The 18,077-nt window shown below is 54.6% G+C and carries 16 protein-coding genes and 2 tRNA genes; 4 read left to right on the forward strand and 14 right to left on the reverse strand.

Annotated elements, in window-relative coordinates:
- Position 1: 1 nt before the first annotated feature.
- The 3 genes from ABFB09_RS03845 to ABFB09_RS03855 are packed head-to-tail and all read right to left on the reverse strand — an operon-like array spanning position 2 to position 2,611.
- Positions 2-595: an indolepyruvate oxidoreductase subunit beta gene (locus ABFB09_RS03845; RefSeq protein ID WP_347000030.1), complete on the reverse strand. Its 594-nt coding sequence runs from the start codon at positions 593-595 to the stop codon at positions 2-4.
- Positions 592-2,394, reverse strand: a complete 1,803-nt coding sequence (iorA, locus tag ABFB09_RS03850; protein WP_347000031.1) for an indolepyruvate ferredoxin oxidoreductase subunit alpha — start codon at positions 2,392-2,394, stop codon at positions 592-594. Before iorA ends, ABFB09_RS03845 begins: the two co-directional genes overlap by 4 nt.
- The gene (locus ABFB09_RS03855) at positions 2,369-2,611 is read right to left on the reverse strand and encodes a hypothetical protein (protein ID WP_347000033.1); all 243 of its coding nucleotides are present in this window, start codon (positions 2,609-2,611) and stop codon (positions 2,369-2,371) included. The genes iorA and ABFB09_RS03855 overlap by 26 nt, the downstream gene beginning before the upstream one ends.
- 278 nt (positions 2,612-2,889) lie before the next feature.
- Here ABFB09_RS03855 and ABFB09_RS03860 point away from each other — a divergent pair, with 278 nt between their 5' ends.
- Together ABFB09_RS03860 and ABFB09_RS03865 are read left to right on the forward strand one after the other, a co-directional pair.
- Positions 2,890-3,549, forward strand: a complete 660-nt coding sequence (locus ABFB09_RS03860) for a molybdenum cofactor guanylyltransferase (RefSeq protein WP_347000034.1) — start codon at positions 2,890-2,892, stop codon at positions 3,547-3,549.
- A 23-nt stretch (positions 3,550-3,572) separates the two neighbouring features.
- Positions 3,573-4,301 (forward strand): DUF362 domain-containing protein, encoded by a 729-nt coding sequence (locus tag ABFB09_RS03865; protein ID WP_347000036.1) that lies wholly within the window; start codon positions 3,573-3,575, stop codon positions 4,299-4,301.
- A gap of 116 nt (positions 4,302-4,417) precedes the next feature.
- On the opposite strand, the gene ABFB09_RS03870 is transcribed toward ABFB09_RS03865, so the two are convergent.
- Positions 4,418-4,561, reverse strand: coding sequence for a hypothetical protein (locus ABFB09_RS03870; protein WP_347000038.1), 144 nt, complete (start codon positions 4,559-4,561; stop codon positions 4,418-4,420).
- Between the two features lie 4 nt (positions 4,562-4,565).
- Complete coding sequence (gene rnc / locus ABFB09_RS03875) at positions 4,566-5,309, reverse strand: ribonuclease III (RefSeq protein WP_347000040.1); 744 nt, start codon at positions 5,307-5,309, stop codon at positions 4,566-4,568.
- Positions 5,310-5,646: 337 nt separating this feature from the next.
- Between rnc and ABFB09_RS03880 the strand changes: the two genes are divergently transcribed.
- Both ABFB09_RS03880 and ABFB09_RS03885 read left to right on the forward strand, forming a co-directional pair.
- Positions 5,647-5,720 (forward strand) — tRNA-Gln (locus ABFB09_RS03880).
- Positions 5,721-5,729: 9 nt separating this feature from the next.
- Positions 5,730-5,806: transfer RNA gene (locus tag ABFB09_RS03885), tRNA-Glu, on the forward strand.
- Between the two features lie 53 nt (positions 5,807-5,859).
- Here ABFB09_RS03885 and ABFB09_RS03890 read toward each other — a convergent pair.
- From ABFB09_RS03890 to ABFB09_RS03930, 9 genes are all read right to left on the reverse strand, one after another.
- On the reverse strand, positions 5,860-7,338 hold the full coding sequence (locus ABFB09_RS03890) for a fibronectin type III domain-containing protein (RefSeq protein WP_347000042.1): 1,479 nt from the start codon (positions 7,336-7,338) through the stop codon (positions 5,860-5,862).
- A 70-nt stretch (positions 7,339-7,408) separates the two neighbouring features.
- A complete protein-coding gene (locus ABFB09_RS03895) occupies positions 7,409-10,594 on the reverse strand; it encodes a S8 family serine peptidase (protein ID WP_347000046.1) in 3,186 nt (1,061 codons plus the stop codon).
- An 18-nt stretch (positions 10,595-10,612) separates the two neighbouring features.
- Positions 10,613-11,086: a hypothetical protein gene (locus tag ABFB09_RS03900; protein ID WP_347000047.1), complete on the reverse strand. Its 474-nt coding sequence runs from the start codon at positions 11,084-11,086 to the stop codon at positions 10,613-10,615.
- 500 nt (positions 11,087-11,586) lie between these two features.
- Entirely contained in the window at positions 11,587-13,377 is a 1,791-nt protein-coding gene (gene glmS / locus ABFB09_RS03905) for a glutamine--fructose-6-phosphate transaminase (isomerizing) (protein WP_347000049.1), read from the reverse strand.
- A gap of 85 nt (positions 13,378-13,462) precedes the next feature.
- Positions 13,463-14,647, reverse strand: coding sequence for a sugar phosphate nucleotidyltransferase (locus ABFB09_RS03910; RefSeq protein ID WP_347000051.1), 1,185 nt, complete (start codon positions 14,645-14,647; stop codon positions 13,463-13,465).
- Positions 14,648-14,688: 41 nt separating this feature from the next.
- The gene (locus ABFB09_RS03915) at positions 14,689-15,150 is read right to left on the reverse strand and encodes a hypothetical protein (RefSeq protein WP_347000053.1); all 462 of its coding nucleotides are present in this window, start codon (positions 15,148-15,150) and stop codon (positions 14,689-14,691) included.
- 203 nt (positions 15,151-15,353) lie between these two features.
- Positions 15,354-16,505, reverse strand: a complete 1,152-nt coding sequence (locus tag ABFB09_RS03920) for an NAD(P)/FAD-dependent oxidoreductase (RefSeq protein WP_347000055.1) — start codon at positions 16,503-16,505, stop codon at positions 15,354-15,356.
- A gap of 142 nt (positions 16,506-16,647) precedes the next feature.
- Positions 16,648-17,361, reverse strand: coding sequence for a hypothetical protein (locus tag ABFB09_RS03925; protein WP_347000057.1), 714 nt, complete (start codon positions 17,359-17,361; stop codon positions 16,648-16,650).
- Positions 17,358-18,077: an ABC transporter ATP-binding protein gene (locus ABFB09_RS03930; RefSeq protein ID WP_347000059.1), complete on the reverse strand. Its 720-nt coding sequence runs from the start codon at positions 18,075-18,077 to the stop codon at positions 17,358-17,360. The genes ABFB09_RS03925 and ABFB09_RS03930 overlap by 4 nt, the downstream gene beginning before the upstream one ends.

An 18,077-nucleotide genomic window follows, 5' to 3' on the forward strand; every position in this document is an offset into this window, starting at 1 on the left:
GCTACACCGTTAGCGGGCTTAGTTTTTGCCCGGCTTCGAAAGCGCTGACGTTTGCCTTGCGCAGCTTTACCGGCAGTGCTGCCTCGATCGTGGACAGGAGCAAACGGCTGTCGATATCGATGAACCGGGCAGCGTAGCCCAGGAGTACCGTATTTACCATCTTGGCGTTGCCGAGACCTTCTGCCGTCGCTGTGCCGTTCACGACGTTGAGCCCCGGGGTGTATCTTCGGATCATCGCCGCTATTTCGGTATCCGACGGGTAGGTATCGGCGCCGAGAGTGACCGAAAGCGGGGGCAGGGCCAGATCATTGACAATGACTGTGCCATCCGGTTTGATGAAGTGCGCCCAACGCGCCGCTTCCAGCTTCTCAAAGGCGATCAGGATATCAGCCCCGCCCTCAGGGATGAGCGGCGAGGCGACGGATCGCCCGTAGCGCAGATGGCTGACCACGCTGCCGCCACGCTGGGCCATTCCCAGGGTATCGGTCTTTTTCACGTCGCAGCCGCTGGCAAGCGCGGCCTCAGCCAGTAAATTGGAGGCAAGCACGACCCCCTGGCCGCCGACGCCGACGATAACGATGTTTTGCCCGGTCATGGCGTTACCTCGATGCCGGAAGAAATGGCGCCTTTGGGGCAGACCTGCTCGCACAGCGTGCAGTATTCCCCGACGCAGACGCCGCTGTCGATGGTAATATCGCCGTCAGCGTTCCGTTTGATGGCCGAACAGCCGATGAGGAGGCAGGCGCCGCAATCATCGCATTTATGGATATCGTGTTGCATTGGGGTTCCACGTTTGCGGGTCAGGGTGGGGCAGTCACCGCGGACGATGACTACCTCAAGCTCGCTCGATGTCATGGCCTGTCTCAATGCCGTACGCACGGCTTTCAGGTCGAAAGCATCGACGACGGCCGGATTCTTTACACCCGCGCCGCGGACCAGGTCCTCGATCACCACCCTGGCGGCCGGCTGTCCGGCGGAGGAGACGCCGCTGCCCGGGTGGCCCTGGTGGCCGGTCATGGCGGTGGTGCCGTTGTCCAGGATGAGTACGCAAATCCTGGCTTGATTGTAAACAGCGTTCAAGAGACCGTTTATACCACTGTGCATGAAAGTGGAGTCACCGATCACGGCGATGGGTTTCTCGTCGAGGCCGGCTTTAGCCATACCCGCCGCCTGGGAAATGCCGGCGCCCATGCAGCCGCAGGTGTCCAGGGCCGATAAGGGGGCAAAAGCGCCCAGCGTGTAGCAGCCGATATCGCCGCAGATGGTTAACTTCGGCGGCCGGGGATTTTTACCGGGGAGAGCGGAGCGGTGCCCCAGGCTGGAGAGAGTGAAGAAGACGCCGGAATGGGGGCAACCGGGACATAAAAGCGGCGGCCGTTTGGCCAGTCCGCCGATCGGCAGGCATTTCGTCGAACTCCCTTCGATGAATCCTGCCTTGGCTGCGGCTTCGCGAATGACATCAGGTGAAAACTCGCCGGAACGAGGGAAAATCTCTTTGCCGGTGACAGTGATGCCGAGAGCTTTAAGATGGAGTTCGATGAATCCGTCGAGTTCCTCGATGACCAATAAGGTATCCACCCGGCGGGCGAATTCGCGTACCAGGTTCGGCGGCAACGGGTAAGTGAGGCCGAGTTTAAGGAAAGAGGCGCCGGGAAAGACCTCCCGGGCATACTGGTAGGAGATGCCGCTAGTTATAATGCCGAGTTTCGGTGAGCCCTCGATAACTTGATTGAGTGAAGAAGTCTCGGCATATCCGGTCAGTTTCGACAAACGTTCGTTGATCTTCGGTACTCTGCCCCGCGCCGCTCCCGGCAGCATTACGAGCTTGCCCGGTTCGTGGCGGAATTCGGGTTTCCGGTCGAGGGTGAGCCCTTCAGCGGTCGTCACCACGCTCTTGGAGTGGCAGACGCGGGTGGTAGGTCTTAATAACACCGGAGTGTCGAAGTCTTCGCTGAGCTGAAAGGCGGCGCGGCTGAAATCGTAGGCTTCCTGAGAGTCGGACGGTTCCAGACATGGCACTTTGCCCAACCGGGCGTAATTGCGGGTGTCCTGCTCGTTCTGAGAGGAGTGAATGCCCGGATCGTCGGCGGACACGATCACCAACCCGCCACGGACGCCGGTCGTCGCCGCGGCCATGAAGGCGTCGGCGGCTACGTTCAGACCGACATGCTTCATCGAAGCCAGCGCCCGCACGCCGGTGTAACTGGCGCCCAGCGCCACTTCGACGGCCACAGCCTCGTTGGAGGACCATTCGGTATAAACGTCCGGGAATCGGGCAATGGCTTCCAGTATTTCGGTTGACGGCGTGCCGGGATAGGCGGCGGCCACACGTAACCCGGCGTGGGCGGCGCCCAGGGCGATGGCTTCATTACCTGAAAGCAGTAAACGTTCCAAAAATACCTCGAATAACGGGTGATTCAGGATAAATTATGGCCGGGGTATTGTCAAACGCAAGCGGGTCCCCGGGGCATTGCCGATTGTTTTTTTCGCGATGCATATTTTGGGAAACAATACCGATTTTCCGCGATTGGGCTCCGGCGGTCCAAACGTGAGATTGTCTGGCGGAAACAAATAATTCAAGTGAAACAATTCTTTTTTTGGCAGATGTCATTATTTACCCCTCCCCGGGGCAGAATTGAATTCTGCCCCGGGGAGGGGACGTTTTTGAAGCTGTTTGGCGGGATCGGCAAAGCGAACACTCATTAATGAAGCCTGATTTCTAACGGGGAGAGCATATGATACCACACGGTCACACCTGGGTTGTCAATAGGATTTTGGCGGGTTGGAAAAATATATATTGACCGTGATACCTCAAAAACAGGGTCAACCTATTGACCTTTATGGTAAAATTAATTATAGGAGCGGCTTGAGTTAAGCCTGAACCATAATTTGGATTTAAGTTGTATTGTACTGGCCGGAGGCCGGGGGCTGCGGCTGGGCCGTAATAAAGCGCTTGAGGCAATAGGTACCCAAACCCTGGTCCAACGCACTGTCTCAAGCCTTATTTTTTGTGACACCGAAATTATCGTCGTGACCGGTCCGCATAACACCGAACTGGGGCTCGAGGAATTCGGGCATGTCCGATTGGTCATCGATGCCTTTCCGGGGCGCGGTCCGCTGGTGGGGATATACACAGGACTTCTTAACTCCCGCGCGGACAAGAACCTGGTTGTGGCATGCGATATGCCGTTCCTGAATCCAAAGCTCCTGCGATATATGGCGGAAATTTCGGAAGGATACGATGCAGTAGTGCCGCGGGTGGAACGAAATGTGGAACCGCTGCACGCCATTTACGGCAAGGAGTGCCTGACCCAGGCTAAATACTTGCTGGACGATGGAATCTATAGTGTGACGGAACTGTTCAAACGGATCAGGGTCCGCTATGTGGAAGCGGATGAGATCGACCGTTTCGATCCGGAGCATTTGTCTTTCTTTAATATCAACAACGAGGCCGATCTGACACGGGCTCGGGAAATCGAACAAAAAGAGCGGCTGGCTATGGCCGGATCCGATCCGGGCGGATTCATCCCGGGATCATCAACTTATTAGATACCAGAAGAAGGGACCTTAACTTGATTCACAACGCCGCCCAATTCGTATTTAAAGCCCCGGATTCCATCTCGCGGGCCAGACGGGTGCTCATCAAACCGTCGGCCCATTTCGACGCGGGTTATCCGGTGACCACCAGCAGGGACATCATCGCCCGCATCATCAAGGGCATCCGCTGGATCAGCGACGCGGATATCATTCTCCTGGACGGCACACCCGATGGCACCCCTGTTCAACCGATTTATCAGTCCCTGGGTTATGACTTTCCGAGGGTGCTTACTTTAGACGTGAAAGACTCGACATGGGTGGAAGTCGATAATCCCTTACCCAAACCGTTCATCATTCCCACATTCTGGGTGCCGAATATTATCCTGTCCAGCGATTATCTTATCAGTGTGGCGCCGCTACACGTTATCAAAGGCCAGGGGCACATGACCATCTCCAATTTGATGTCGTTGCTGCCCGTGGTTAAGTACGGCGGCAATAAAGAAGGCTGGAAAAACCTCCACGCACTGGGATTGGATAAGGTACTGGCCGATCTTTACTTTACACTGCCTTTTGACATGGGCATCGTGGAAGCCCGGCAGAAGTTCGTGTCGGATGATGATCCGACACACGGAACGGCTGAAGAGGTAGGGAAAATATTCATCGGCAAGCCGTTCGAAGTCGATCTGGAAGTGACGGAGACTCTTGGCATCAAGGCCGATTACATGGAGAATATAAAACTCGGCCGTCAAGAGGTTGAGATTTAGTCCGGCAATCGATATCGTTCCGCCTGCTCAAGGGCAATCGCGGAAGCCGGCGCCCCGCACCAGGCCGCGGATAGTGAGGCGTACCGCGCGGATATCGCCTCTCATAAAACCCGGTATCAGGCGCCCTTGGGTTTCTTGCCTTTGACCTTGAGTACCTCTACCGGGGGCGGAGGTTGAACGAATTGACTGGTGATCTCACCCTTCCTGGTATCTTTCTTGACCTTTTTTTGTTCCCGGCCGCCTTTATCGCGCTGACCCATATAGTTATCCTCGTTTCTCTTTCTGATCTAATGTTAACAAAGCATCATCGGGGTGTAAAGTATCCTGGAGATTTTGAAGCGCAAGACGAGCGGACTGTGATTCGGCTTCTTTTTTACTGTATCCCTGACCGCTGCCGAGGAGTACGCCTCCAGCCCGAACCTCGGCGGTAAACAATGGCTGGTGGGCAGCCCCTGCGCTTTCGACAATACTGTATTCCGGTGTGGTATGGCAGGTTCCCTGGATAAGTTCCTGAAGCTTGCTCTTATAATCCACGCCGGCACTGAGCAACTCCAATTTTTCAAGATCATCGGCGTAGAGCCGGTTCAGGAACTCACCTGCCACTTGCTGCCCCTGATCCAGATAGACAGCGGCGATCAAAGCTTCCAGGGCTCGCGACAGGTTGGCTGGTTTGCGCCTGCCGCCGCTGGCCTCTTCCCCCCGGCCAAGATACAGATACGCTCCAAGATCTATCGTCTCGGCAAGCCGGGCCATCGTGCCCCGCCTTACCAGGATGGATCGATATTGGGTCAGGACTCCTTCGGCGGCCTCGGGAAGCAGGCGGTAGAGTTTCCCGGCGACCCACTGCCCAAGCACGGCGTCACCCAGGAATTCCAACCGTTCGTTGGAATCTATCTTGGAGCCGGGTCTCTCGTTGACATAAGAACTATGGATCAACGCCAATTCCAAAAGTCCCAGGTTATGGAAGGTGACGTTAATAACGGATTGGAGTTTTTTAAGTTCAGCCATATCGGACTAGAATAAGAGTTTATTCGTGAACTGTCAATCCAAGATAGGGTACTAGTGCTTTGGGGCTAGAACCTTGACTCAAGGCGTTCAAATAGCTATCATATTAGCAACGATTATTAGGAGGCTTACCTTGCGGAGTTTAATTGACAATCTGGTCTCCCTCGGCATTATCGCCGGTATGGCGTTTGTGGCCTTTGGGCTGTCTTACGTGATTTTCTGGGGCTTCATGACCCATAATCCCGCTTAGTCTTTCAAAAAAACGATCGTACATCGGTGGCTGAGGCTGACACCCGCGGTTGCGGGTGTCAGCCGTGTTCCGCTATAATGTCCTGCGCACTGGGGATTCGTCTAGTGGTAGGACAGCAGACTCTGAATCTGCTTGCCCAGGTTCGAACCCTGGATCCCCAGCCAGCTCTTCAAGGCGCATTCGTCTAGCGGCCTAGGACGCTGCCCTCTCAAGGCAGAGATCACGGGTTCGAATCCCGTATGCGCTACCACCTTCCAGCACTTTTATCGTCATTTCGTTGACCGGGCCGGGTTTCGATTGTGATTATTTCCTGGGAGCCATTGGGAATAAGTAATATTTCCGATTTAACAGGAAGAGCCCCACGATTATTACAAATGCGATAACTCCGGCAATGAGTACCAGAGGCAGGGAAATTGTGAACCGGCCCGCGCTGTCATTATCCGTAACATCCTCAGGGACACTGAAATTGACCTCGAATCCGTTGATGCTCGCCAGGTAACTTCCCACGGCTGACCGGTTGATGATAAAGCTGACCACCTGATCGGCGCCGGGCTCCAGCACGACACTCCTGGTTTCAGCGACGGCATTATTCAGCAGCAAATCCATTTGGTAGGCGCCTGACACATCGCCCTCGTTAGCGACCGTAAACTCAACGGTCAGCTGCTTACCGCCACCGGGAGTGTCATCCACATCGAATCGCCATCCGCTGGTTTCAAACACCGCCGGAGAACCCAGAGTAGTAAATGAAAACTCCCCGGATGCAGTTTGGTTGCCGGATCCATCCGTGCTCCTGACCTTGAACGTATATGTCGTTGCCGGCGTCAAACCACTGAGCGTGGCGGAGTGGGAAGTCACCAGGGCCGCGTTACTAGAGGTGAGCGCTCCGGGACTATAGTCTACCGCGCCTGCCGCTTCTTCATCAGTGTTCCATGTAATGGTAGCGCTGGTTTTGGTGATGTCGATCGCCTGAACCCCGGAGATCAGCGGCGGTGTTTCATCCGGCAGGAGTACGAAGTTGGCAATGATCGTTTGATCGCTGTCCATGTCGATAGTTGTACTTGCCTGAGATGGGCTGGCTACGTTACCGGTCCAGCCCGCGAAGCGCCAACCCGCTGCCGGGGCAGCCGTTACGGTAACCCGGCTGTCCTGATCAATACTGTGGGCGCCAACCGCCGGATTAACCGTACCCTCTCCGGTTTTTTGGATGGTGAGCAAATAGGTCGGAACCGGCGGCGTTTCCTCGAAATTAGCCACGATGGTTTTGTCTGAGTTCATCAGGATGCTGGTGCTGGGCGTATTCGGGTCAGCTACCTCGCCGGTCCAGCTAATGAAAACCCACCCGGAAGCAGGGTAAGCCGTCAATACAACCTGGCTGTTTTGCTCGTAATCGCCCGATGACGGGCTGACCGAACCGTTTCCGGATACCTGGATGGTAAGGGAGAAAGTCGGAGGCGGGGAAGTTATCGAAAGATCAATGGTGACGGGCAGGCCTCGTTCAGGTAAAGTACCAGATCCGGCCGGAATGCCGTTTACGGTGAAGCTTATGCTATCGCCCGGGTTGGCAGCGTCCGCGGGAATATCCATACTGTAAGAACCACCGCTGGTGCCGGCGGAGACGCCCAAACTCGATTGGACGTTTGAGCCATCGGGTGCCGGACTGCCGTCAATGGTCACGCTGCCGTCAATAGCGTAAGGCTGTTGCGGTTGCGCCCGCACGGTAATCCCCGGCAGCAGAGAGGCCAGTAACAAAAAGGTAAGCACGACCTTAACGGCGATTCTCATTTTAAGCTTATCTCAATTCGTACATATTGTATTTCTTATCCAACGACAATATCAGCCATCTTCAAATTCATCAGGTAATAGTAAGCGTTCGGGGACTGCTCATATAAACCCAATAAGCATTGCCCTGCGTCATTTCCGTTAACGTCGCCGGGCTTCCCGGAATGAACCTCGTCCAGATACCGGTCACGCCATCGTAATGCCAAACGATAACAACATCATCGATAATACCGGCTAAAACTGTTCCTATATCCGGGTCACCGGGCGCGGTGCCAAGGCTGATAAGATTCCAACCGGCAGTTAAAGTGATGTCATTCGATGGCGGTATTGTGCCTGAAACTGTCAGTGTCGCTGCTTCCGAAAGGTTGATCCAATATCCGACACCGCTGGTCATTTGGGTAAGCGACGAGGCAACTCCGGGAATATACCGGGTCCAGGCAGCGCCATCATAAGACCATACGATAACTACTTTATCGATAATGCCTGCCAAAACATCTGAAATGTCAGTCGAAACGGGAATCACCGGCAAGCCGATAAAATTCCAGCCGGCGATAAGTTCAAGCGTCGATGTTTCCGCCGGGACGGTCACGGTGATAGTTTCACTGTCGGAAAGACTACCGTCGGAGACCACCACATCGAAAGTGTAGACCGCTCCTCCCTGAGCCTCGGTTGGAGTCCAGGTGAAGACGCCGTCAGCAGTAATGGAGGCACCCGCGGGAATAGAGCCGCCGGCGCCGTCGGCCAGCGAAAAAGTCAAAATGTCAGCCGGTAAATCGGCGTCAGCAGCGGTGGCGGTGAAGGTGATCTCCACCAGTTCATCGCCTGATATAGCCCCGATCTCAGCCAGTACCGGGGCGACGTTGACCTCGTTTACGGTCACGGTGATAGTTTCACTGTCGGATAGACCGCCGTCGGAGACCACCACATCAAAGGTGTACACCGCACCTCCCTGAGCCTCGGTTGGAGTCCAGGTAAAGACGCCACCTTCGGTCATGACGGCGCCAGCCGGGGCGCCGCCGTCCAGTGAGAACGTCAAAGTATCCGCCGGTACGTCAGCATCCACAGCGGCGGCGGTGAAGGTGATCTCCACTAGTTCATCCACCGATTGAGCCCCGATCTCAGCCAGCACCGGGGCGATGTTGACCTCGGCCACGGTAATGTCGAAGGTCTCGAAATCATCAAGAGCCGGGGTGCCGTTGTCAGTCACCCGGATAGTAACCGGGTAAACTCCCGGTCCCTGGTCCTCGGCCGGCGTCCAGGTAAAGACGCCGTCCTCAGTAATGGCGGCACCAGCAGGGGCGCCATCGTCCAGTGAGAAAATCAAAGTATCCGTCGGCACATCGACGTCAGCAGCGGTGGCGGTGAAGGTGATCTCCACCAGTTCATCGCCTGATTTAGCCCCGATCGCGGCCAGCACCGGGGCGTCGTTGGCGTCAGGTTCAGCAAGTGTCTCAGGCAAATACAACCGCCCATGGCCGTGCGTGTCGTCATTCCCCGCAGCCCCCATGTCAACGGCATTAGATTCCAGATAATCCCTGACCTGAGCCGGAGTCCAGTCCGGGTGAACCTGAATTATGAGCGCCGCCGCCCCCGCCGCTACCGGTGTCGCCATCGAGGTGCCCTGCATCACGTAGTATTCAGAATTATCAATCCAATACAAACTGGCCGAGGTATAAATATCACCATCCCGGGCCGAAATTACGACACTCCCCGGAGCCACAATTTCAGGTTTAAGGGGCGCTCCGGTGTCAACCCTGGGCCCCCGGCTGCTGAAGGGGGCGATTTCATCGAGCTCGTAGCCGTAGCTGTGCCCGGCACCTGAATAATCCAGCCAGGAGGCGCGAGTAACATAAGCCCCTATCGCGATGGCGCTATCGGCTTCAGCCGGAGAATTGAGAGTATAGGCCGGATCGGGATCAGCAAAAGTGACGTACCCGTTCCCGACATAGTACAAATGGAACAACTGAGCCGAGGATGAGTTGTTTTTAACCTTCAGATAATACGTCCCCGCCGGTTGCGAGGCTACGTTTGAATACTGGCTCTCAGTGCCTCTGAAGCTTTCATTCTGAAGGAACTGGGTCGAGCCGATCAGGTGCCGGCTGGAATTATAATACTCGAGTTCAAGATCATCGCTTATGCCGGGTCCGTCGAACCAAACCATATTGAAATATAGAGAAGCGGGGGTATTGCCGGCGGTGATGGCGATAAAATCCGTTGAATCGTTGCCGGGGACGGTCCCGGAGTAGTGATCCGCGTCATTTCCGGAATTCCCGGCGGCAATCAAGACGACCGCCCCCTGACTCACCGCATAATCCACCGCCTGACTCATGGCATCGGAGCCATCGTGGTGATCACTCCAGCCGCCGTAGCTCATGGTGATGATGTCCGCGTGATAAACATCGACGGCATCTTGAATGGCATTCACCATGGCTTCACTCGTCGCGGAAGCATTGGAGTCGTTCCCTATCTTAAGAAACACCAGGTCCGCTCCCGGAGCCATTCCGGCGTAAAGTCCGCTGGAAGCTGAACCATCGCCCAGAACGCTGCCCGTAACATGGGTGCCGTGGCCGGTATAATGGTTGGCAACGGTCTCGTCCAACGACGGCCAGTTCGAATAATCCTTAACGATCGTTCCGGATGCCAGCGACGGGATGTCAGGATGACTCAAATCCAAACCGGAATCCAGCACCGCGATGGTAACCCCCGTGCCGTCAAGACCGTAAGAACCGCCTCTCAGCGCAGCCACATTAGTCGCCAGAGCCGCTTCATCATTTTGAGCCTGAAAAACCCGTTCGGCGGTATCCAGGTGTCGGACGTAGCTCTTGGCCGAGATATCGGACAGCCGGTCAACGGGCATATCGGCAATCAAAAATCCGTCAGGGTGCGCCCCGACAGGCGGGATCCAGGAATCAAGATAAACAATTACCCCCAGCGCTTCCAGTTCCGCAACCTGGGCGGCATCTGGCATCCGGCTGGAATACAGGAATATTTTTTGCCGGTCGACGCTCTCTACCTGCAATCCCGCAGACTGCAGAATGCCCGCTACACCATCCGCCGATTGGCTTGCCTGGGCCGCCGCCAATCCGCCCAGGCTTTTGATCTGCTTTTTGGCCTCTATCTGCGCGCTGAGCAGTCCGCTGATCTTCTGGCCGAGGACTTGATCCCGGGCCTGAAGGGAGTGGGTTTCAGAGGAATCCCCAGCGAACATGCCACTGATGAGTACAATCAGCACCAGCAGGGCAAGACAAATCTGTTTCATTGCGTATTTTTTCATCAATCAGGATTGCGGACCGGCTTGCGGCTGGATAATGCCCTCCGCGGTATCGAGTTTCACCACCCAGGCTTTGGCGGCCAGTTCTTCAAGCGCGTCCACGGGGGCATCGGCAATAAGAAAGCCGTATGGGTGAGCGCCCACCGGAGGTATCCATGAATTCATATATAAAGTAATGCCCAGTTCATGGAGATCTGTTATTTGAGACGGATCCAGGGGTCCCGTCAAATAAATATACAGCCTTTGCAGCCGTAAATCGTCCACGTTCATCCCTTGAGCAAGCATCTCATCCAGCCTGGTTTCCGTAGGCTGCTCAAGTTGAGACAACCTCAGATTCATCTGTGAAATCAATTCAAGGCTGGCTTTTTCCGTTAATTGCTGATCCGGGCCGGTTGAAAAACACGAGGCAAGAGCAAGCAGGAAAACACCCGCAATCAACAAGGATAAAGTACGAAAAGTATATCCAGGGAATTTTCGCATCGTCATCTCATTGTAAACAGCGACCAGTACGTGTCCAAACGAAAATGAAAGGAAACCGCAGCTAACACAATCCGGCCTTCAAAGCCAATGTGTTTCCATAATATACTGATAAGCCCATAAACTCAACTAATAACTAAGAAATCTCTGATCAACCCATTGTTGTTCCCTGTGGCAGATACGCCGCCAACAGGTACCGGGCGTTTGCCCGCGTTCAATTACATAATGTTGGATGGTGTGAATGAGGCGCTACGGCGCAGTGGTTACATCAACTTTAAGGTACTGAGGGTCGGAATTACTATTGTGACATCTTTCATTGAGTAATTCCTTCCGTTATTCGCCCGGCGACCGCGATACCCCAGGAATCATAGTCCCGGTACTCCAATCGCGCCAGCGATTCAAGCAGATCCGGCTGCGCTTGCCTGTGCCCGTTATAGCTTATGACGTTGCACATTTTACACTTTCTTTCAACATCCCCTCCCTCATAAGTAGACGTGGATATACTATTCAACGGTAACGCTCTTGGCCAGGTTGCGCGGCATGTCGATAGGACATCCTCGCTCCAGGGCGGTGTAATAGGCAAGAAGTTGCAGCGCAACCGCGTTTAACATTGGCGATACGAGGTTTTCTACTTCCGGTATATGGATCACTCGGTCAACCAGATTGTCGATATCGCTCTCCCTCGCCGGAGTGATGGCTATTACGGGGGCGCCTCGCACCTTGATCTCTCGGATAGTGTTCAACATGGCCTCGTATGTTGCATCACGGCTCAGGATCACGACTACGGGTGTTTCCGCCGACAAGAGAGCCAATGGTCCGTGTTTCAGCTCACCCCCGGCGCAGCCTTCGGCGTGAATATATGAGATTTCCTTGAGCTTGAGTGCGCCCTCGAGAGCGATTGGATAATTGAGACCCCGCCCGATGAAGATGACGTTGTTATATCCGGCCAGGTACTTGCCGCATGATTGTATGTCCTGGTGATTATCGATAATCTGCTGGATATTACTGGGCAGGTGCCGGAAGGCACCCGTTAATCTGTCCCGGTCCCGCCGATCCAACCGAGAGGAAGAGAGCAAAAGACCATAGATCACTTTCAATTGGGCAGTAAAACTCTTTGTTGCGGCAACGCTGATTTCCGGGCCGGCTCTGGTATACCATGTCTCATCCGCAAGGCGGCTTGCTGAACATCCCGGAACGTTGGTGATCACAAGGAGTTTCATACCCTCTTTTCGAAGGGAGCGCATGGCTATGAGAGCGTCTGCGGTCTCGCCGGATTGGGTGATGATAATTCCAAGGTCTTCTGATATGCGATGACGCTGGTAATTGAATTCCGAAGCGATTTCAATGTGGACTGATAAGCCTAACAATTCCTGTATGAGGTACTTGGCGATCAGCCCGGCGTGGTAGGATGTCCCACAGGCTAGCAGAAGGATGGTTGGCGGCGGGTTGGAAGACAGGATTTCTATAAGTCCCGGATCACTTCCGCCGGAGTGGGCTAGGACGCTGTTTGACTCCCGTATTATCCGTGGTTGCTCCCGGATTTCTTTGATCATGAAATGCTCGTGGCCGCCTTTTTGGGCCTGGATGGCGGTCCATTCCACCTCTTTGATCTCGGGAGAAATTTCGCGGCCGTCACGCCACAGTCTTACTCCCTGGCGCGTGATCACCGCGAGTTCATTTTCCTCCATGAAGATGACCTTTTTGGTGTAATCGAGGATGGCCGGCACATCTGAAGCCACCCAGTTTTCACCTTCGCCCAGACCGATTATCAGCGGGCTGCCGCAACGGGCGACGACCAGCTTGTCCTGCTCCTTGTGATGAATCACGGCGATGGCGTAGGAGCCATCGATCTGGTTCAAGGTGGCGCGGACCGCGGAAGCCAGATCGCCCTGATAGTTTTCCTCGATGAGGTGAGAGATAACCTCGGTGTCGGTGTCCGAAGAAAACGTGTGGCCGCCGGCAAGAAGGCGTGCTTTTATTTGCTGGTGATTGTTGATGGTTCCGTTGTGAACGACGGCGATGTTTCGGGTGCAGTCATAATGCGGGTGAGCGTTGGCCTGATTCGGCTCCCCGCAGGTGGCCCACCGGGTGTGGCCGATGCCGGAGGTACCTTCAAGCGGCTCAGAAGTCGCCGCCAGGTCAGCCACCCGGACAACGTCCTTCAGTACCCTGATGCTGCCATCAAGGACGGCAATACCGCAGGAATCATAGCCCCGATACTCCAGTCGCGCCAGCGACTCAAGCAGGTTGGCCTGCGCCTGCCTGTGCCCGATATAACCCACAACGCCACACATTTTATACCATCAGTCTTGATCCGATTTAATTACCCTAAAGTATACACATCGGCTCTTACCAGATACTTACCAAACGCTCAGGATCTCATACCACCTGGCTTCCGTCCTTGATCCACCCCGAGACGGTCTTCCCGGTCTTGACCTGACACCCGTTGCCGATGATAGCGCCGGCGAGAGCGGTAACCTGCCCGCCAATCTGGCAGTTCATGCCCATCATGACACCGGCCGGCACTTCATGAAATTCCCGGTCGATCACAATACCAGCCGTTTCACTGATCGCTGAAAAATGAGGCGCGATGTGATTACCGTCATCGATGACTGAATTTTGCAGGATGCTGCCTGAACCGATGGTCACGTCATTGCCGATGACGCTGTTCTGGATGTGACAGAACGGGCCGATCGAGACGTTATCACCGATGGTGCAGGCCCCGGTGATGACGGTATTGGGGCTGATATCGCAGCCTTTGCCGATAAGAACCGGGCCATCGATATAGCATCCGGAGCAAAGCCTGGTGTCCTGGCCGGAAGACACCGTGTGGAGAATGGACACGCCCGCCTCCACGGTGCCGCTTAGCATTGGTTGCAGATTTTTCAAGGTCAGGTCGTTCAGGTGCAACAGGTCCCAGGGATATACCGCGTCCAACCATGGCCCATGGGTCTTGACAGCTTTAAAGTTGATCCCGCTGTTCGTCATCCGGTTGATCACGGCCGGTATTCCGGTGTCGGTGCCGATGTGGTCGAATATTTCGCGCCTGAGGTGATAAATGCCGGTGCTTATCAAGCCATCACACGGTTGTCTGGGTTTCTCAAGTATCGCCTGGACTTCATCTTCATCATTCACCACGGCCACGCCATACTGGGTCGTACTGCTCACGGGCACACTTTTCAGAAGCACCGTCCATGGCGGGGTTGAGACGAAATCCCGGATGGTCTCCCGGGTGATAAGGTTATCGCCCGGCAGCACAAAGAAGTCATCCCGGGCTACCGATTTGGCCAGGTGAAGGGCGTGAGCCGTGCCCAGTTGAGGCTGTTGCTCGATATACCGGATGTTTACCTTGAAGGATTTGCCGGAACCCAGTGAATCGTAGATCTGTTCCTTCCGGTAACCGGTGACAATTACGATATCACGGATGTTGAAGGCGGCGAGGGATTCGATGACGTGATGGAGGATGGGTTTGCCGGCGATGGAGATCATGACTTTGGGCCGGGTATTGGTGAACGGTCGCAGTCTCTGCCCCTCACCCGCCGCCAGAATTATCGCTTGCTCCATGGCGGCATTATAAACCTAACTGAGCAATCATTCAATCTATATCAGGTATGTTTTAAATGGCTGTTGGAATCCATGAATAATACCTCATAGCCCTTGCGCCGCCAGGGATCCAGCGCCCAGGTAGTTGCCTCCGCGTCATCGCCCGGCGCCGAGGCGATGATGATCAGCGCCGGGGGACTCAGCCTTGAGCTTAGAGACGCCAGGGCGGCGGTGATCGGGTGGGACCCAGAGGCCGTGCCGATGGCGGCATTTTCGAAATCCAGCAGTGCCAGCAAGCCCTGCGACTCCGGCGAGGCAAATCGCTCAAGCAGGTTAATATTGCGCCGGAGCGAAGCCACCTCAGCGGGCTGAAGCCGCCGTTTGACGGCGGGAACGATCCGGATATCTGTGAGGCGGCCTAATAAATGGCGAAGGGTATTTTCCGGGTTCTCCGGCGTGGTTACCAGAAGCAGGCCGTCTCGGTTGTAAAGGGTTAAAGCTAACGGCACTGCTTCCCGGGCCATGGTCAGCGCGGCTGATATCAGGTTAAAGGCGAGGATGTCCGCGCCTTCAGCGTCCGGGGCATCCAGACTGGCCAGGATAACCGCTACATGGTTAGGAAGGATTGGTAATGGATTAACTGTTCCTCGAGGATTTTAGTCGTTTGTGGGGGTGATTGCAAAAGTAATAATCTTCTGAACAGGGACCCAAACCGGATTAAGCTACCTCATCTACGAAACAACCCAGTAGCCCATTCCAAAAAGGCAGCACCATGCCAGTCGAACGACAACCGGTCATCATCGAGCAGTCTTTTTAAAAGGCCACTTTGATGAGTCTTCCGGATCAGATTGTCCAGGTGGCGATCACCATGTTCCAGAATGAAATTCCTGGCCAGCTTCCCCAAGAACATGTCACGACGTAAACGGCGATGCCATGCTTTCTCATAACTTTTAAGATACCCGGCCTGCAACGTGTCCCGGAGGAGGGCTTCATGCAGTGTATTGGCGGCGAGATCGGCACAAAGGAGTCCGTAATATAATCCACCGCCGGTGGTGGTCTTGACCTGGCCGGCCGCGTCGCCCACGACGAGCAAGCGCTCACCGAAGGTTTTTTCCAGCCGCGCCAAGGGTATGGGCCGGCAGACCGGTCTCCCGACGGGGGCGATAGTGCCGGAAACTTTGTTGAGCAGATCGGTGAAAGCCTGCATATGTTCTACGGGGTGGTCACGGACGATCATACCTAATTTAGCCTGCCCTGGTGAGGTCGGGACCTTCCAGGCGAAGAAGCCGGGGGCTACGGACGCACCGAGGAATACCTCCAGTTCGGTGATGCCTGCTCCTTCGACATCAAGCTGGACGCCAACGGCGAAGTCTTTTACTGCGCCGACCCCGAGCTGGGTTGTAAGCTTTTGGGTGAGTCCGGCGGCGATGACCACGGATCTGGCAGTGAATTGACACGGTTCCTGATTCCGAAGAGCGTGAACGACGACGCGGTCGGGCAGTATCTCTATGCAATTCACCGTTGACCCCAGTTCAAGCCGGGCGCCGGCGGCGCAGGCTTTTTCAGTCATCTCCCGGTCAAAAGCCGCCCGGTCGATGATAATCGCCTGAGTTGTGGAACGCTTGATATGAATCGTCTCCCCTGAGGGGGAATGGACGCGGGCGCCGCTGAAGCGCCGCAATATCAATCCGGTATCTATTTTAAATTCTGCAAGACACTCGGGACTGACAATGCCGGTGCAGCATACCGGCTCACCGAGTGTCCGGCGTTTTTCAAGCAGGATGACATCATGGTTCCGGGACCCAAGTTGAAACGCTACCCGGCTGCCGGCGGGGCCAGCACCCACGATGATGACATCGGCCATACTGTTCTGCATCATAATTTCCGAGTATCAAAAACGACACCGTGGGCGATGCCGGCGAGATCGCAAAGCAATCCTTCCAATTAAAGTGACATACTCAAGCTAAGAAATCAGACGCTCGTCTCTGATTCGTCAGTTATATACCTTATGGCCAGAATTATCAATTGACGGTAATCGTTATACGGTCAATAAAAAAAGCAGACGCACCGCGCAGTACTGGCTCGGTTTCCAAGGTGATCAAATTGAATCCCAGATTGGAATTGAAGGAAATTATGCCCTGGGGATAGGTATCTGTGGTGAAGGCGCCTCTTGCTGTCGCGGTGCCAACAAGTGAGCTTGTCGCTGAATCGACATAGGCGTTCAATCTGATTTCCGTTGGTGTTTCAACGTTACCTGGGCCATGAGAATCAACTGTGGCGAAAGAAATCGTAATACTATTGATACGCTGGCTGAATTTAAGCTGTAATGAACTCTTTGATACATCGTTATCGTAAAGATATTTCCCTGAGAATTGTGACAGAATGAAATCAGTGCTTGCCTGGTTTTGAATTGAATAAGCGGCACCGAAGGTTGAACTGAATTCGGTAACGACTCCGCCTACGGTCTGGGAAAAGGGGATGCTTTGGCCAACGCCTAAAACTGGAGAACCTGTATCAAAGTCAAATGTAAAAGTGCCATTGACTACTGGCGGTGTGGTGGTCGTAATTGGGGGCGTTGTTGCTGGCGGTGTGGTCGCTGGGGTTGTGGGCACCTGAGTCGTTCCAGGATTTGTTGTTGGATTTCCGCTTCCGGCACAGGCTGGCATGACCATTAAGACCGTCGTAGCGACGAAGAGTAAAATATTCCGATTGAATGGTGTCTTAACTCGTGTCATGGTGCCGCCCCATTTCTCAACCCGCTGAAACTGGCTTTGCGGGTTTCCAGTTCTTTTAAGGTTCCATTGATCATCTCGAACGCCCGGCTGGCGTAAGGTAACAATTCCAGCGAGTGGGTCACAATTATGAACGTGACACCTTCGGAGTTAATTTTTCGGAGCATTTCCATGATCTGGGCTTCTGTTTCTTCATCGAGATCGCTCGTGGGTTCATCGGCAAGAACAAGTTGGGGACTATTGAAGAGAGCTCGCGCAATTACGGCTCTTTTTTGCTCACCGGCAGATAATTGAAGAGGAAAAACATCAGCTTTTGAAGCAAGGCCGACCTTTTCCAGGAGTTCAATCGCAACCTTGCTATCGCTCTTCGACCCGCCGGACCTGGTGAAAACACCCGGCAAACTGACATTGTCAACGACCCGAAGAGATTGCAGCAGGCTCGGGAATTGAAATATGAAACCCATTCGCTCAGCTCTGACATTAGATAACTCCCTGTCACTCAGCTTCGCGAGATCGTGATCGTCCAGCATGATCTGGCCAGCGCTTGGTCTGACAAGTCCGGCCGCCAGGTTGAGCAAGGTTGATTTGCCGCTGCCTGAGCGCCCAACAATCATGATTAATTCACCCCGGGCGATATCCAGGTTCACCTGATCAACCGGGGTGATCGTCGTGTGTTCATCGAGGGTGAACGTCTTTGTAACCTGTTTCAAACTCAACAT

The sequence above is a fragment of the Dehalogenimonas sp. THU2 genome, assembly GCF_039749495.1.
In the GTDB taxonomy this organism is placed as follows: domain Bacteria; phylum Chloroflexota; class Dehalococcoidia; order Dehalococcoidales; family Dehalococcoidaceae; genus Dehalogenimonas.

Bases quoted from the DNA above. Each gene is read 5' to 3' on its own strand.
- ABFB09_RS03845 (WP_347000030.1), bottom strand. From the start codon at position 595: ATGACCGGGCAAAACATCGTTATCGTCGGCGTCGGCGGCCAGGGGGTC.
- ABFB09_RS03855 (WP_347000033.1), bottom strand. From the start codon at position 2,611: ATGACATCTGCCAAAAAAAGAATTGTTTCACTTGAATTATTTGTTTCC.
- ABFB09_RS03870 (WP_347000038.1), bottom strand. From the start codon at position 4,561: ATGGGTCAGCGCGATAAAGGCGGCCGGGAACAAAAAAAGGTCAAGAAA.
- rnc (WP_347000040.1), bottom strand. From the start codon at position 5,309: ATGGCTGAACTTAAAAAACTCCAATCCGTTATTAACGTCACCTTCCAT.
- ABFB09_RS03890 (WP_347000042.1), bottom strand. From the start codon at position 7,338: ATGAGAATCGCCGTTAAGGTCGTGCTTACCTTTTTGTTACTGGCCTCT.
- ABFB09_RS03895 (WP_347000046.1), bottom strand. From the start codon at position 10,594: ATGAAACAGATTTGTCTTGCCCTGCTGGTGCTGATTGTACTCATCAGT.
- ABFB09_RS03900 (WP_347000047.1), bottom strand. From the start codon at position 11,086: ATGCGAAAATTCCCTGGATATACTTTTCGTACTTTATCCTTGTTGATT.
- glmS (WP_347000049.1), bottom strand. From the start codon at position 13,377: ATGTGTGGCGTTGTGGGTTATATCGGGCACAGGCAGGCGCAGGCCAAC.
- ABFB09_RS03910 (WP_347000051.1), bottom strand. From the start codon at position 14,647: ATGGAGCAAGCGATAATTCTGGCGGCGGGTGAGGGGCAGAGACTGCGA.
- ABFB09_RS03915 (WP_347000053.1), bottom strand. From the start codon at position 15,150: ATGGCCCGGGAAGCAGTGCCGTTAGCTTTAACCCTTTACAACCGAGAC.
- ABFB09_RS03920 (WP_347000055.1), bottom strand. From the start codon at position 16,505: ATGATGCAGAACAGTATGGCCGATGTCATCATCGTGGGTGCTGGCCCC.
- ABFB09_RS03925 (WP_347000057.1), bottom strand. From the start codon at position 17,361: ATGACACGAGTTAAGACACCATTCAATCGGAATATTTTACTCTTCGTC.
- ABFB09_RS03930 (WP_347000059.1), bottom strand. From the start codon at position 18,077: ATGTTGAGTTTGAAACAGGTTACAAAGACGTTCACCCTCGATGAACAC.